General features: G+C 44.7%; 16 protein-coding genes. All 16 read left to right on the forward strand.

Translation table 11 applies throughout. The features are described 5' to 3' along the window. Positions 1 to 379 precede the first annotated feature (379 nt). From CVU62_13835 to CVU62_13910, 16 genes are read left to right on the forward strand one after another with little or no spacing between them, the layout of a single operon-like run. Positions 380 to 847, forward strand: coding sequence for a hypothetical protein (locus CVU62_13835; protein ID PKN36594.1), 468 nt, complete (start codon positions 380 to 382; stop codon positions 845 to 847). A gap of 3 nt (positions 848 to 850) precedes the next feature. Next, positions 851 to 1,789, forward strand: a complete 939-nt coding sequence (locus CVU62_13840) for a hypothetical protein (GenBank protein ID PKN36595.1) — start codon at positions 851 to 853, stop codon at positions 1,787 to 1,789. Positions 1,790 to 1,839: 50 nt separating this feature from the next. Beyond that, positions 1,840 to 4,239 carry a hypothetical protein gene (locus CVU62_13845; protein PKN36596.1) on the forward strand — a complete coding sequence of 800 codons (2,400 nt, stop codon included), beginning with the start codon at positions 1,840 to 1,842 and terminating at the stop codon, positions 4,237 to 4,239. 8 nt (positions 4,240 to 4,247) lie between these two features. After that, complete coding sequence (locus tag CVU62_13850; GenBank protein ID PKN36597.1) at positions 4,248 to 5,558, forward strand: hypothetical protein; 1,311 nt, start codon at positions 4,248 to 4,250, stop codon at positions 5,556 to 5,558. Beyond that, positions 5,555 to 6,310, forward strand: coding sequence for a hypothetical protein (locus tag CVU62_13855; protein ID PKN36598.1), 756 nt, complete (start codon positions 5,555 to 5,557; stop codon positions 6,308 to 6,310). The genes CVU62_13850 and CVU62_13855 overlap by 4 nt, the downstream gene beginning before the upstream one ends. Continuing rightward, positions 6,310 to 7,848 carry a hypothetical protein gene (locus CVU62_13860; protein PKN36599.1) on the forward strand — a complete coding sequence of 513 codons (1,539 nt, stop codon included), beginning with the start codon at positions 6,310 to 6,312 and terminating at the stop codon, positions 7,846 to 7,848. The genes CVU62_13855 and CVU62_13860 overlap by 1 nt, the downstream gene beginning before the upstream one ends. Positions 7,849 to 7,858: 10 nt before the next feature. Beyond that, positions 7,859 to 8,830 (forward strand): hypothetical protein, encoded by a 972-nt coding sequence (locus CVU62_13865; GenBank protein PKN36600.1) that lies wholly within the window; start codon positions 7,859 to 7,861, stop codon positions 8,828 to 8,830. After that, entirely contained in the window at positions 8,830 to 9,774 is a 945-nt protein-coding gene (locus CVU62_13870) for a hypothetical protein (GenBank protein PKN36601.1), read from the forward strand. Before CVU62_13865 ends, CVU62_13870 begins: the two co-directional genes overlap by 1 nt. Further along, positions 9,771 to 10,097: a hypothetical protein gene (locus CVU62_13875; protein ID PKN36602.1), complete on the forward strand. Its 327-nt coding sequence runs from the start codon at positions 9,771 to 9,773 to the stop codon at positions 10,095 to 10,097. The genes CVU62_13870 and CVU62_13875 overlap by 4 nt, the downstream gene beginning before the upstream one ends. After that, positions 10,094 to 10,441: a hypothetical protein gene (locus CVU62_13880; protein PKN36603.1), complete on the forward strand. Its 348-nt coding sequence runs from the start codon at positions 10,094 to 10,096 to the stop codon at positions 10,439 to 10,441. Before CVU62_13875 ends, CVU62_13880 begins: the two co-directional genes overlap by 4 nt. Positions 10,442 to 10,449: 8 nt before the next feature. Further along, positions 10,450 to 11,139: a hypothetical protein gene (locus CVU62_13885; protein ID PKN36604.1), complete on the forward strand. Its 690-nt coding sequence runs from the start codon at positions 10,450 to 10,452 to the stop codon at positions 11,137 to 11,139. Further along, entirely contained in the window at positions 11,136 to 11,579 is a 444-nt protein-coding gene (locus CVU62_13890; protein PKN36605.1) for a hypothetical protein, read from the forward strand. Before CVU62_13885 ends, CVU62_13890 begins: the two co-directional genes overlap by 4 nt. A gap of 5 nt (positions 11,580 to 11,584) precedes the next feature. Next, positions 11,585 to 12,142: a hypothetical protein gene (locus CVU62_13895; protein ID PKN36606.1), complete on the forward strand. Its 558-nt coding sequence runs from the start codon at positions 11,585 to 11,587 to the stop codon at positions 12,140 to 12,142. Positions 12,143 to 12,153: 11 nt separating this feature from the next. After that, positions 12,154 to 12,687 carry a hypothetical protein gene (locus CVU62_13900; GenBank protein PKN36607.1) on the forward strand — a complete coding sequence of 178 codons (534 nt, stop codon included), beginning with the start codon at positions 12,154 to 12,156 and terminating at the stop codon, positions 12,685 to 12,687. A 5-nt stretch (positions 12,688 to 12,692) separates the two neighbouring features. After that, a complete protein-coding gene (locus CVU62_13905; protein ID PKN36608.1) occupies positions 12,693 to 12,890 on the forward strand; it encodes a hypothetical protein in 198 nt (65 codons plus the stop codon). 9 nt (positions 12,891 to 12,899) lie between these two features. Continuing rightward, positions 12,900 to 14,834, forward strand: coding sequence for a hypothetical protein (locus CVU62_13910; GenBank protein ID PKN36609.1), 1,935 nt, complete (start codon positions 12,900 to 12,902; stop codon positions 14,832 to 14,834).

Below are 14,834 nucleotides of genomic sequence, written 5' to 3' on the forward strand. Positions count from 1 at the left end.
ATGAACCTTGATACAATCAAATGAATTTGGGAAGTGATTTATCGCGCATTTTGCCATCGCGCTATCACGCCCCGCCACAAGTGGATCGGTCACTCTGGCCGATGGAACCGTAATTGTATATGGCAATATACTCACCGGTTCAACACTCGGGCAGGCAGGCGGAAGAATAGATGCCTTAACTCTGGCGCAGATGGTCAATGTCGGTGTCGATAAACTCCATGACAGGATTATCGCCATTGATATCACGACCAAGGCGACCACGGGTAAAGCGGGAACAATCGGTATCGGTATGTTAATCGATCAGGATTAATGCCGGTAATTAATTAACCAAAAGGGCGGGGATCGCCTCGCCCTTTCTTTTAAAATCAGGAGGAGCACGATGCTTATTCATTGTTTGATTAAACGAGAAGGCCCGACGACGGTAACATTGGAAAACACGAAATATCTCTTTATGCCGATACCGGGATCGAAGAAGGGCGAAATGACAACCTCGGTGTGTGAGGTCAGTAAGCAGAGTCACATTGACCATCTTTTGAAGTTGTCGATGTATGAAGAATACGATCAGGAAAAAGTTGAGGCAGAGCGAGCGTTAGAAGCTAAAAAACCGGATTTGATGAAGGGTTTTTCAATCGAGAAGTATTCAGAGGCGGGATATGTCGCCGTTGATAGGCGCAAGAAACCCATTAAGATTGCCGGAGAAAATGGCGAATGGGTGACAAAAGGCACGGCAGTAGTGCCTTTCAAGTCGGAAATGGAAGCATACACTTTCCTGCAGGAAGCCGTGCAGCTTCCAGAGGAAAGCAAAGTCGAAGATGAGGTAGGACAACTAACCAAGAAAAAGGCCTAAATTATGTTAATGAGTGAACTCATATTGGCGGTGTTGCCGCGACTAGGGAGAGCTCCAGTTAGCGGGATAACGGTATTTCAGGCGGCTACTTCGATTCAGTCTCTTATCTATAAAAATTTACTGGACAAGAAATCTGATTTACAGGCGACCGGTGATCTCAATTTATCGATTGCAGCATTCGGATATTACGCCACACTGCCAAGTAATTTCATTTCTCTTGCTGAGAGGCCGCGCTATGAAGAACTCATTACTAATTGGATGGCCGGAACAGTTACGTCTTATAATTCCGCAACCGGCGCATTGGTTGTAAATGTAACCTCAGCCAGTGGAACCGATACCCTTGCGACATGGAATATAGCCGTTGGTGCTACTCCGGGAACGCCAGCGGCAACCCTGGGAACTTCAACAACAAGTGTTGTCTGCGGTACGGGGACGAAGAGCCTTACCACTCAAACAGGTCTTTCTCTTACTACGGGCCAATACGTCATTATTTCTACTGAGAATTCGGACGAGGGTTGGACGGGATATGTCAAACCTTTACAGCCTAATTATCTAAACGACGACGCCGACGACCATGATGTAAGTTGGTGGGATTGGTATTCTTATTCCAGTCTGACCGATAATTATAAACCGGACGTTTATAAGATAATCGGTTCAACATTCTATCTCCGGCCTACTCCGGCTGTCGATATATTAGTCAAAGGTAAATACAACGCAATTCCGACGGTGTTGACATTAGCCACTCAGACAATCCCATGGGAAGGGAAGTTTGACGAGATATTTACAGAGGGTGTTGTGCGCATTATTACGAAGGGTATTTCTATTCCCGATACCGACGTGGATTTTATGACTTTCTTCAATAGGGAATTCTCCACGGTGGTTATATCCCGGGCAAGTATTATTCCGAGAAACGGACGATTAAAAGCAGGCAATTATCTGTAGGCGTCCGGTTTATTAAGGGCAAATAAAAATCAAGGGATGGCGAATAAGTAATGACGACACCTTACGATGATACTTTTACCGGGAATAACGGAGATGCACCAGACGCTGCTAAATGGTCAAAGGCAGGATCGCCTGATATTCAGAACAATACGCTTGAATGTATTGCTACTGAAAGTGTAACGTCCCTTCTTACATTTACCGGCGATTTTTTTGTCATAGTAGGTTTTGCATTCCAAAGCCCTGCTGCTGCTAATAGTTATGCTGCACAATTAACCGCCATAATCGACGGTACTCATAAAATATATATTTCTGCTTCACGACATGGCGGCGGGAATTATTTTCAGCGCGGTTACATAAATGGCGGATCTTGGACATATAATCAGGTGTCCCGGACAAACAGTTCCGGGAAATTAGCCCTGATGAGATTAGGCACCTCGTTTAAATGTTTTTACCGTGACGCGACGGGGACATGGACCGAACTGGATACAGGTGTAACCGTCGGAAGTGCCGGAAATACTGTATCGGTACAGTTATATACCGCCCGTTGGGATACTAATCCCGATGTAACAGTGCGTTATGATAATTTTGCATTTATTGATGGTTATCCTATTGCTACACCTTACGATGATACCTTTACAGGTGCTGATAGTTCGGCAATAGATACGAGTAAATGGTTAATTAATATCGGTACTCCAGATATTCAAGGGAATGCTGCTGAACTAATTTCTGGAGAACAAATCACATCAAAATATTTACCATCAGGCAATTTTAATTGTCAGGTAGATTTTGCTTTTCAAAGTCCGCCCGCCACAAATAGTTACGAATCTCAATTAAATGTTTATATAGATTCCACACACTGGTTTTTTATATCAGCATCGTATGATAGTTCTAAAATGTTTGTAAGGGGTTATCAAAATGGAGGAAGTGCTACATACGCAACGGCCAGTCGAACCAATTCTTATGGTTCTTTAAAAATAATAAGGATTGATAATTCATTTATCGCTTGTTTTAAAGACGGGACAGGTTCATGGACTTCTTTAGGAGGAATAATCACAGTAGGAAGTGATGGAAATGTATTAAATCCTTTCTTATTCATACATCGTTGGAATAGCAATCCTAATATAACCTGTCGTTATAATAATTATTTAATTAATAGTGGGTATGTCGCGAGTTTACCAAGTGCTCCCACAGATGTTTCCGCTACCGATAATCTAACCGATAAAGTTACAATCACATGGACAGCAGGGGTAGGCGAAACAGACGGTCATAGAGTTTACCGCGACGGAGTGGATATATCCGGCGTCGTTGCTCATGGAACAGCAACTTTTGATGATACGACAGGGACAGCATATCAGGTTTATGCCTACACCATAAAAGCTATCAACATCGACGGACTAAGCGACGCAAGCACAGCGGATAACGGGACAAGAACAGCTCTACCAGGTTGGACATATCGAAAGTATAGACCGTTAGGTCGTGCATCAGGCGCAGTCACTAACTACCAAATGAAATTGCTGGTCGGTGAAAGCTCAGGATCTGGTGCTTGTGATTTTCATTGCGAAGGACATTGTTTATCAAATTTTAATGATTTGCGGTTCACTACTTCGGACGGTGAAACTCTTTTAGATTATCGTATTGAGTCAATTTCCGGCACAACACCTAATCAAGTTGCAACAGTTTTTGTAGAATGTGATTCTATCGGGACTTCAGATGCCACTTACTATGTATATTATGGGAATGCCGGTGCTTCTGCTTACAGTAACGGGGCAAACACATTTCGTTCCTTTGAGGACTTTTCTGGCGATTTATCGAATTGGACGGGTGATACTGGTTCAGCATCAATAACTGATGGAATCTGTACGCTCGCAGGAGCAAGCACACCTAAATATCTTTATAGCGCTAACTCATATTCCGGTAACATTGCGTTGAGAATAAAAGCCAAGTTATTGGATGCCAATTATTCTCAACTATTTTTATCCGAGAATCCCTCTGATGCTACTGACATGGTTGGAATATATCACGATTCAGCCGCAACTAATCATTCACGCCACCAAACATTCAAAGCTGGCGCAAATACTACATTCGCACAGGATGCTATTGGTTTTGGCTCATACCACATCTACGAAATCATGCGTTTTAAAAATGCAGAGAACGTAGACATGGTAAGGACGTTTACCGATGGAGTTCAAAATGGGACAGGCACAACTAACAATGTTCCAACCGTTGATCTGGCAGTAATGCTCAAAACGGTTGGAGAATCAAGTGGTGTAAGTGCTGATTGGAGTTGTATTAGACAATACGTAGAACCCGAACCTGCGTGGAGCGGTTCCTGGAGTGCGGAGGAAACGGTGGGAGAAGAACCGCCGGCAACCGGAGGCGGTCTTTTGGTCGGTGCAAACCCTTTAGTTGGCGGAAATATTTTGTGCGGTCAGGGATGTTTAATTAATTAGGAGTCAATATGCAATATCTTGGAAATTATACAGAAGATTACGCAACACTCAATTTTAAATTTTCTACCCATAAAGCAGATGGGACGCCTATTGCCTTAACCGACGGTGCAATATCAGTCTATAAAGCAAACAGTACGACACAATCGACAGCGGGAATAACTTTGACGGCTGATTTTGACGGCGTTACAGGACTTAACAATGTCCTTATAGACCTTTCCGCAGATGCTTTCTACGCCATAGCCAACGATTATCAGGTAGTCATAACCACGGGCACAGTTAACTCTATAAGTGTTGTGGGTACCGTATTAGCTCATTTTTCGATTGAGAATAGATTTAATGAAGTCGACCTTGTGAAGATCCTCGGAACTACTCTTACGGAAACAGGTGCAGGATATTTAGCGGCGGCACTTAAGAAATTCCTCGATGTAGCTGCTCCTGTATTTACAACCGCGTGTGTCAATCAGGGAGCCGATAATAATGTAATTCTCGCCAATGCTTCAAAGGGACTGGCTAAAGTATATGACGATATGGCCAAAGATTCCACAGTATCTAAACCCGGCACGGCCCAAACAATAACTGCTAATCAAGCTGTTAATGTCGCTCAATGGGGTGGCCAGAATATAGCAACTCCCGCAATTAACGGCGAACCAGTTGTAACATTGGCAGGGACACAGGCGGCTTATGCACCCGCTAAAGCAGGCGATAAGATGGATTTGATTGACGCTCCCAATGCGACGGCGTTACTGGCAGTCGCTAATAAGGTTGAAGCGGAAATCATTGACGAAACAGATAGCGAGAAAGTTCTCATAGCGATAACAAATAAGATTGCGTCTGTTAATCCAGACCTCTCAGGTTTAACTTTATTAGCCATTGCTGCCGCAGTCAGGACAAATCTGGCAGTGGAACTCGCAAATATTGACGCGAAGATTTCAACCAGATCAAGCCACAGCGCGGCGGATGTTAAGACCGCTATCGAAGCGGCAGGTGGTTCGATTGCTTCTATTCTTGAAGATACCGGAACAACGCTTCCCGCTTCTCTCACCTCAATTGTAAGCACTATTGCCGCTATCGGTGTTGGTACTGCTCCCGTTGCACATCTATACACGGTAACGACGACCGGCGGGGTATATTGCGCCGATTGTCTGGTTATAATGTCAACCGACTCCGCAATGGCAAATCCTATTCATAAAGGCACCACAGATGAACTAGGGCAGGTTACTTTTTATCCGAATCTACCGGCCGGAACCACTGTTTATTTGTGGAAATTCAAGTCAGGAGTCAATTTTGTTAATCCTACTACGGAGGTAATTCACTCATGAGTTGGGAAGTGACAGGGACCCTTGTAACAGGTGAGGGAGCAGAAGGCGAAATCAGCACAAACATTGACGGTGGAACTCCCGCAGGTGGGGAAGTTTCTCCTTCCGGAGACCTGGGCGATTTATTTTTACTCGTTTCCGAACAATTAAAAGATGAATTCGGGATAAATTGGCCACCGTCAAAAATGCTTCCTTACATTAATTTGTTTGTGCAGGAGACTGTTAATCTAAAACCAGAAGCCTATCCGGTTGAAGCAACAATAACACTGGTTTCCGGAGCAAGACAGACTTTGCCGACTGTGGGAATTGCTTTGCTGGACAGTCTTTATAATATTACTTTGTCGGGTACTACGGAAGTGGTTGGCGTGGCTGTAACCATAATTCCCAAGAAAACCCTTGATCTTATATATCCGGGATGGCCGGTAGCGACAGGGAATGCGACAGTTGCTCATATAGTCAAGGACGAACAGAACCCGAAAGTATTTTATACATTCCCGCCTCAACCGGCGACGGGAACCGGCAGGGTTAAACTTCTCCTGAGCGAAATGCCTGCGGAAATAACTTCGGGATCAACGGATATTCCTTTTGATGATTCATTTAAGCCGGCAGCGGTGGACTATTTAATTTATCGTTGTTTGGCCGAAGAGACGACTGTTCCCAACGCGCAAGCGAAAGCATCGTCATATTACAATAAGTATTTACAGGATTTGGGCGTTATGGCCGCTACTGAAAAAAAGATAGGAGCTAAACAGTAATGCTTATTAGAGTTGACAAATTTGGCGGTCGTGTTCCGCAAATTCTCGATCCTGCAGTTCTTCCGGAGAATCGGTCACAAGAGGCCGCAAACTGCCGCTTTGACCGTGGCGGTGTGACTGCCCTGAGAAATGATTTGCCAATGGCCGATCAGGTAAAGGTAGGTACCTTATTGACTATCTATCGTTACTCTGACGGTAATTTCTTCACATGGTTGTCGGATGTTGATGTTTGCGCCGCGCCCGATCCGGCTGATGTTTATGGAAGGGTTTATTATACTGAGAATGGCGAATTTAAAGTTACTGATAAAAATAAATACAAAGAGGGTGGCAACGCCTACCCGATGGAATCTTATAATCCATGCCCCCCGGCGCCAACCACTGCGCCGACCGTTGTAGCAGAGAGCATATTAACAGCGGTAACGGCTCTTACAATAACCGATTCAAATTGTATTGAAGCAGACGGGACTTATAATTTAATTTTTTCCGGCGGCGGCGGTTCAGGAGCGACCGGCACATATACAATAGCAAGCAATCTTATAACCGCAGTCAATCTTGCTACCGGCGGCGTTTATACATCAAACCCCGCAGTTTCCACTCAAACCGGAGACGGAGCGGTAATAGCAACCGGCGTTCAAGATCAAACCCTGATGGAGACAAGAGGATATGTTTATACTTTTGTTAATGGGTACGGAGCAGAAGGCCCACCTTCTCCGGTTTCAACACTGATTGACATTTTCGACGGGAATACCGCCACTATATCGGCAATGGCTTTATCGCCAGATACCGCTACGCAGAAATACAATATCACTAAGAAAAGAATCTACCGGCTGAATCAAAGTTCAACCGGAGCGCAATATCAGTTTGTAGCAGAAGTGGACATTACGGACACGGGTTATAGCGACACTGTTCTTGATTCCGCGTTAGGCGAAGTCCTGGCAACAACGGAATGGGACGCTCCGCCTGTGGGAATTCAGGGAATAATAGCGCTTCCGAATGGTTCACTGGTCGGATTTGTCGGAAATCTGCTTTGCTATTCCGTGCCCGGATATCCTCACGCATGGCCGGCAAGTTATCAAAAATCAACGGATCACGCGATTGTCGCGCTCGGTGCCTTTGGAACTACCGTAGGCGTTCTTACTTCCGGAGTTCCCTATCTGGCAGTCGGCAACGATCCTTCCAATGTAGTTATGGAAACAATGGACTTAGGCCATTCCTGTATGTCGAAAAAGGGCACTGTTCAGGCTGGCGACGTTATTGTTTATCCTTCTCCTGAAGGATTGGTGGCAATCGGTTCAGGGATAAGAGAAGTCATTACAGAGGGCGTAATGACGAGGAAGGACTGGCAGGATTTATACAATCCCGAGACTATCAACGGCTATTATTGGGAAGGTAAATACATTGGATTTTATGAGAACAACGGCGTCAAATCGGGGTTTATGTTCGATATTAAAAGCAAAGACCTTACGGATTTAACTTTTTATGCTGCGGCGGGATATCGTGATCCCGGCACCGGAGTATTATTCTTGGTTTTGGAGTAACGGAGGCATTATGGCAATTTTATGGTTTGGTGGAGAAGATATAGATTTCCCGACTTTTACTGGTTGTTTCGTGAATACAACCGCTGGAACTTTTGATGCATCGTATGCAAGGGCGGGAATATCTATTGGAGATGGTGGGGCGGCAACGTCAACTCAATTTCCTAGTGGTGCTGTTACTTCTTGTTGGTTACGTTATTATCAGGGTAATCAAGGATTTAACAATAATAAATTTTTGGGTCTTGGTTCTTTTGGTACAGCATACAAAGGATTATGGGTTGGAAGCGGAACGTCAGACTCAAAATTCGCCATTTGGAAATATGTAACATCATGGACTAAATTAGCAGAAGAAAGCGGAAACCATTTTGTGAGTGGAATATTTATTGATCTCCAACTTATTGATTACGGTGCAACAGGAACAATTAATGTCTATGCTAACGGGGTTCTTGTGGTTACCTATACGGGAAACTTATCGGTAACTGGCGTTTCAGGTTTTGATTGCATCATGCTTGGGGCATATGGAACAACAAATATGAATCCTGTTATATCTGAAATTATCGTAGCAGACGAAGATACACGTACAATGAGGTTAGCAAAACTTGTTCCTACCAGTGATGGCACGACAACCGACATGGTGGGCGATTATAGTGCCGTTGATGAAACAACAATAAATGACGCAGATGGAAATTATACCGACACTGCTGGAAAAGATCAGCAATTTAATGTGAGCGATTTACCAGCGGGAACATTCGCTATCAAAGCCGTGAAGATTGCTTGCCGAGCCTGTAAAACAGTGGATGCCTCAATCGGAAAACTTGCCTTGGGTTATAATTCGGGCGGTACTGTAGCCGTCGGAGCAGACCAAACTCTTACGACCGCATGGGCCACCTATGAATCTCTTAATAATACAAATCCCGTAACTGGCAATGCCTGGTTGCAATCCGAAATGAACGCACTTCAACTAAACGTGAGGTCTGCTACCTAATGGGATCAGGTATAAATATATCTAAAATCATTGGTTATGGGGTATTATCCCCGCCGAAAGGCGTAAATATATCCAAGGTGGTCGGTTACGTTGTTTTAGATACGGTCCAACTCGTTTCCATTGCCGTGACGCCAAACACCAAAACATTAAAGGCCGGCGAAACTCAACAATATACTGCTACCGGAACTTATAATAACAGCACAACACAGGATCTCACTTCCGTTTGCACGTTCACTTCTTCCGATACGGATGTTGCCACGATAGCCAGCGGCGGATTGGCCACGGCTGTAGATGATGGGGAAGTAACGATCACAGCAACCTATGGAGGTGTATCCGGTACCGCGACTCTTGATGTAATTACTCTTGAATCCGTCTATCTGACACCAAGCAATACAACTATTACCGAGGGTGATACTCAACAATATTCAGCCACGGGAGTTTACAGTGACGCTTCCGAGGTTGCACTTGCGGCGGCTTCCTGCACGTGGGCTTCTTCAAATACAACGGTTGCCACAATAGACAGTTCGGGATTCGCGGTGTCTTTAGCCGACGGTCAAACAACCATTACAGCAACATACGGAGGCATTTCAGGGAATACCACATTAACCGTGGGAGCGGTCGTTGTCGCGGAAGTAGCCACAAGATTATTTGGAATAGTCTCTTTTGCTACCGCAAATACGTACAGGGACGCGACCTATCTATCTAAAAGATATGAATTCAATCCGAACAGCATAGGCGTAATGCAGGTATTGGCGACAAAATATCCGGTAACGGTCGATCTGGTCTTTCCCGATATACCTTATACTATAACCACTGAGGTAACGAGTAAGAAACCTGTTCGCGTAAAGGGATTCTTAATGGAAGCGGTTGAAGTGAGAGTTAATCCGCTTGAAGGGGTGACGGCGGTATATCTGGCGTCCACAATGGAGGAATTACCGATATGAGTAATGATGTCCCTGTAATCGGACAAATAAGATCGTTTAAAGACGTTCAGCGGACACTTGAAAATATCAGGGGATATTTTAAGACCTTGGTTGCGGCTTCTTCTCCGGCCACAACAACCGTTGGCTCCCAGGTCACTACGCCGACTGTAACGGCGGTCAGTGGTGTTTCCGTATATGCCGGCGCAGGCCAACCGACGGCGCTGAGGAATAATTATGATCTGTATTACGACATAACAAATGATGTGCTTTATCGACAGGTAGCGAGTGTCTGGCTCAGAATATCACGACACAGACACAGATATCAAAGGTGGTTTGGAATATGATTGTTTTGAATGCTGGAGAAACATTGGCGGCGGTTTTGACTTCATCAATAACTACGAATCAACCGGAGTTCTCCACTCACTTTATCGATGTGCTTGCCGATGATGATTTGCCCGGAAGCGACAAGGGAACATTGTCCGGATCGACGGAGATAACGATAGTAGGCGTCCCGTCGCTGATTCTTCGGATGGTTAAGACCGTCTTTATCTATAATAAAGATACCGTTGCCGCTGAAGTAAGTGTCGTTATAGCCGAGGGAACAACGTCATGCACAATTTGCAGACGGACGTTGGCGCCAAAGGCCACTTTAACAATAGACGATAACGGAATTAATGTTGATACGTAGGAGACGGGATGAAAGTTGATTATATATTTTGTTTGCCCGGCAATCCGTCAAGCGGAAAACAGGCGGTAAATGTGAATGTGGCCATGATTGATTTAATGAATCAGGGCAAAGCAGTGGGAATAAAGCAGGCGAAGAGCTGTAATATTTACGTAGTTAGAAACGGTTGCTTAAAAGAAGAGGCGAATAGCCGGATAGACCAGAAACCATTTGAAGGAGTTTACGAGGATTACGACCGTATTATTTGGGTTGATTCGGACAATATAATCAATCCGAAGGCGATCAATAAACTTATCGCGCATGACGTTGATATCGTCGCCGCATGGTATCGCCAGTATTCAGATGGTCAGTTGGACGATACCAATAAAACAGCTTGCGGTCTTTGGAAATTAGAGAATGGCAGAAGTGATTCACGTCCGTACTTAGTGAACGAAATGGCGAATATGCCACGTAACGAAAAGGGATTGCTTGAAGTTGATTATGCCGGAATGGGTTTGATGGTTATTAAGAAGGGGGTTTTTGAAGCCCTTACTTATCCGTGGTTTACCGGTTGGACGTATGAATGGGAAGAGAACGGCACGAAGATGGCGGATGTAATGACCGACGATGCCGGCTTCTGTTTCCGGATAAAAGAAAAAGGATTCAAAATATACGTCGATCCTGAAGTACGGATAAAACATGAAAAGGTCGTCAGTGTATGAACGTAGAGAATTTAACAAAAGAAGATGTTGACAGTATTTTTGATAACCTCTGGTCTCGCGGCCACGAAGAATTGATTATTATGGGATCGTCAGTTGAGGAAGCGAAACGTAAATTCAAGAGTATGGCCGGTAAGCCCTGGGCGACTGCCTTTCATAAAGCCGGAGTATGTTGCGCTGTCTTTATTATGGAGCCCGTGGGTGAAATGAAATGGCGGACACAGTTCGCGGCTACCGAGGAAGGGTTTAAATCGATATGGATCTCGTTAACGAAGTTTTTCAAAAAGGCGAGTGACTTTATAGTTAATGATTATACCGAGGGGAAAGGAATAATCGAACTGTTTACGATTGGCGAGAATGAATCCGACTGGTTCAATACAATGGGTTTTAACCTTATTGAGACTGATGGATTTATTGATAAGTACGAGAAGAAAGGAGCGTGATTATTATGTGTATGGGCGGATCACAACAGCAAGGACCGACTTACGATCAACAGGTGCAGGCCGATATCAACGACAAGATGTGGGATTATTACCAGACAAACTACAAACCTGTAATCAGTAAGTATATCGCTTCGAGAACAGATAAGGGCACTACGGCAATTGAGAAGAATAAAATGGCCGGGCAGATAAACGCGGACGTTATGAAGGCCGCCAAACCACAATCTGCTACTAATGCCGTGGTAAATACAAAGAATATGCTTGCCCTCGCTGATGTCGGCGCTGACGCGCAAGTGGGAGGGAAAACCGCGGTTGATTCAAAGAAAATAGCAGAAAAGCAGAATATAATTAATATCGGCAGAGGACAGACCACTAAGACCATGGCCGGACTGGATGAATTGGCCAGTATGTCCGTTGAGGACGCGATCAGAGATAAAGCGCGGGAGGAAGAAGTTATAGCAACAGAAGAAAATGCAATCGGCTCAACGATTGGGACATTGGCCGCTGCCGGGATGTACGGATCAATGAAGATACCGAAGAAAAAACCAGAGATTACTTTACCGTAAGGAGTAATATTATGGCACAAAGCACAAATGATCTTTTGTTAGAAAATTTTGCCGGTGGAATAGGGACAGGGAGCACTAATCAGACTATCGCCTCTACCTTGACAGGCGGTGCTTCCGGGGCCATCCAAGGGATAGGGCAAATGCTTTTTCCCGAAGCAAAACCAATAGTAAACGAAGTCGCCCTTAAAACAGGGAAGCTTTTACAGGCACAATTTGAGGACTGGCAGAATACCTATATGCCTATCGAACTGGAGGCATTAAACCAGTTGTCTTTTAATAATTCTTCCGTATTGCCGACTGCTTTAGACGAGGCAAGGAAGACTGTTTCCGATTCTTATGGCGTCATGGGCGGAGTATTGGAACGTCAGAATAGAGGGCTCGGGATTGTTCCAACGCGCCAGCAGGAAGCCACGAACAAGAGACTTATAAATATAAACGAGGCCGCAGCTACGGCAAGTGCGAAGAACAGAACCCGGGCAGGTGTCCGGGCCATGGATGAGCAGATACTTTTGGGCACAACGCCCAATCCCAATATAGTGAGGTAATAATCATGGAAGGTTTATTAAGTACGGGAGAGGCTTATAAGAATAAGGCTTTGTCCGGTTTTATCAGGGAATCTGCGGACGAACAAAGAATAAACCAGCAAAATAAAGATTTAGCGGCTCAAGAACAAAACCAAACAGTATCATTGGCGGCTTCAGGCATAGGTGCTGCAGCGAGTATTGCGCTGATGATCGCCGCTTTATAGGGGGAACTTATGAGATCAACATTATCCAATCCGATTGATGCGGGAGTTAACACCTTCTCAAAGTTGATGGGTACGTTTAATCAATTGGAAGAATCCAAACAAAGGCGTGAGCTTTTGACACAGGAAGCCGCTGATCGCAAAATAAAAACCGAACGCGAGGGCGAAATATTTGAGCGCCAGAAAAAGAAATGGGGCGAAGAGGACGAACAGAAACACGGACAGGAGAATTTGAACCTTCTGGAAATCGTCATGTCGAAAGCTCAGGCGGCAAAAACAAAAGGCGAGCCCTTTGACGTTACCAGTCTTTCAAAATCCGAACAGGACGCCATGATATATTTCCACGATCACATGGGGAGCGTCAATGGCGCAGATTACGGGAATGTATTGAAGTTTATGCAGAATGTGGCGCCACAGGTTCAGGGGAAAAAAGGCCAGGTGCCTCTTGATGATCGGATAAGCAATACCATAACCACGGCTTTAGGGTTTACTCCCGACCGTTTAAACATGGACGATCACGGTAATATACTGACAGGTAAGATCAAGAGCGCCGTAGTTGACGGCACGTCTCCGAATATGGAAATGGGACTGATTGTTGAGCGGGAAATCCCGCCGACACTACCCGGCAAACCCTATAAACATATTGGCGACAAGCAGGAAGTCTATGTCGCTCCAGACAGCAACCCGAAGAACATGATTGAAAAGGGCAACATTAATCTTAATGCCCGTCCAGTGGTTAAAAATCAAGATGGTTCAATCTCAACAGTTTTATCGTCGTCATTTGAACAAAACGGAAAGGAAGTTTTAATTCCGCTTGTAAGCGACGACGGCAGAATCCTGACAAGGGAAGAAGCCCTTAAACAGTGGAATGAATCAAAGACCGCTGAAAAACCCTACGGAAATAATTTGGGCGTCTTTAATGATATTCCTTCTGCCAACGAGTACGCCCAGGAGTTACATAATAGCGAAATATGGAAAAAGGACAAAGAATATTACGGGCAATCGGTTAGTAAAGATATGTTGAAGCATACCGGCGGCGATCCTGATGCGCCCTTGACGATATTTCCCGCGCAATTAGCAGCCAGTAAATTCAGTATGCAAAAAGACCTTGCTGATATGGTTGAACAGTTGGAAGCAAAACTCGGGGGAACAGCATTCTCGGAGAGAAAGCAAAAGATACGGGAGACCGTGGCCAATAATAAAGTTGTCAAAGATGCCCTGAAAGCGGTCGAGGCCGCACCCGCAGGAACAAATATAAATGATTTGCGTTCTCTCTTCATGCAGAAACTTCCCGAAACTATGCCGATAAAAGAGCAAGTCGAATTAGCGAAAACCTTTATTCCGGAAAAAGAGAAGAAGAGCGAAGAGATGTATAAAACGGTTAAGGGCGTTGATATGATTTCTAAAGATGGCGGCGTAACGTGGGGTCCAAGGTGGTCGCCAAAGGAAAGGGATTTGACCGAGAATGGCGAGAAGATTAAGGCAAAAATGAAAACCTTCGATGATCTCTTTGTCCAAACATACGGCGGACAGTTACCAACAGAAAAAGACCTTGAAGGGAATGTAAAAGCTCCTGATAAGAATACCATCTTATCAAAACTAGGGACTTCTGAGGTTAAGGATAAGTTTGATAAAAACGGCAAGCCCATCACGCTACAGCAATTACACAACACCATGCAGCAGTATTATGAAGGGCTGGTAAGAGACGGCGTACCTCCGGCTGAGGCACTTCAGAAAACAACGCAATTCGCTAATGACTTTGGGAACACCAGTAAAAAAGGTGCTTTCGATGTTAAAGGTATTCCTGAAGATAAGGTGAAGGATATATCTAATAAATCAAACAACGCTATAAAACTTGGCGCGAGAATACTCCAAAATCCAGATACCGGAGAAATTCGCGCTAAATATCCTAATGGCAAGACTGAGGTTATTTGGAAAAAATCTTAA

The sequence above is a fragment of the Deltaproteobacteria bacterium HGW-Deltaproteobacteria-2 genome (genome assembly GCA_002840505.1).
GTDB lineage: Bacteria > Desulfobacterota > Syntrophia > Syntrophales > Smithellaceae > Smithella.

What these genes read in the sequence shown, in the direction of transcription:
- CVU62_13835 (PKN36594.1), top strand. Translation starts at nt 380, where the DNA reads ATGCTTATTCATTGTTTGATTAAACGAGAAGGCCCGACGACGGTAACA.
- CVU62_13840 (PKN36595.1), top strand. Translation starts at nt 851, where the DNA reads ATGTTAATGAGTGAACTCATATTGGCGGTGTTGCCGCGACTAGGGAGA.
- CVU62_13845 (PKN36596.1), top strand. Translation starts at nt 1,840, where the DNA reads ATGACGACACCTTACGATGATACTTTTACCGGGAATAACGGAGATGCA.
- CVU62_13850 (PKN36597.1), top strand. Translation starts at nt 4,248, where the DNA reads ATGCAATATCTTGGAAATTATACAGAAGATTACGCAACACTCAATTTT.
- CVU62_13855 (PKN36598.1), top strand. Translation starts at nt 5,555, where the DNA reads ATGAGTTGGGAAGTGACAGGGACCCTTGTAACAGGTGAGGGAGCAGAA.
- CVU62_13860 (PKN36599.1), top strand. Translation starts at nt 6,310, where the DNA reads ATGCTTATTAGAGTTGACAAATTTGGCGGTCGTGTTCCGCAAATTCTC.
- CVU62_13865 (PKN36600.1), top strand. Translation starts at nt 7,859, where the DNA reads ATGGCAATTTTATGGTTTGGTGGAGAAGATATAGATTTCCCGACTTTT.
- CVU62_13870 (PKN36601.1), top strand. Translation starts at nt 8,830, where the DNA reads ATGGGATCAGGTATAAATATATCTAAAATCATTGGTTATGGGGTATTA.
- CVU62_13875 (PKN36602.1), top strand. Translation starts at nt 9,771, where the DNA reads ATGAGTAATGATGTCCCTGTAATCGGACAAATAAGATCGTTTAAAGAC.
- CVU62_13880 (PKN36603.1), top strand. Translation starts at nt 10,094, where the DNA reads ATGATTGTTTTGAATGCTGGAGAAACATTGGCGGCGGTTTTGACTTCA.
- CVU62_13885 (PKN36604.1), top strand. Translation starts at nt 10,450, where the DNA reads ATGAAAGTTGATTATATATTTTGTTTGCCCGGCAATCCGTCAAGCGGA.
- CVU62_13890 (PKN36605.1), top strand. Translation starts at nt 11,136, where the DNA reads ATGAACGTAGAGAATTTAACAAAAGAAGATGTTGACAGTATTTTTGAT.
- CVU62_13895 (PKN36606.1), top strand. Translation starts at nt 11,585, where the DNA reads ATGTGTATGGGCGGATCACAACAGCAAGGACCGACTTACGATCAACAG.
- CVU62_13900 (PKN36607.1), top strand. Translation starts at nt 12,154, where the DNA reads ATGGCACAAAGCACAAATGATCTTTTGTTAGAAAATTTTGCCGGTGGA.
- CVU62_13905 (PKN36608.1), top strand. Translation starts at nt 12,693, where the DNA reads ATGGAAGGTTTATTAAGTACGGGAGAGGCTTATAAGAATAAGGCTTTG.
- CVU62_13910 (PKN36609.1), top strand. Translation starts at nt 12,900, where the DNA reads ATGAGATCAACATTATCCAATCCGATTGATGCGGGAGTTAACACCTTC.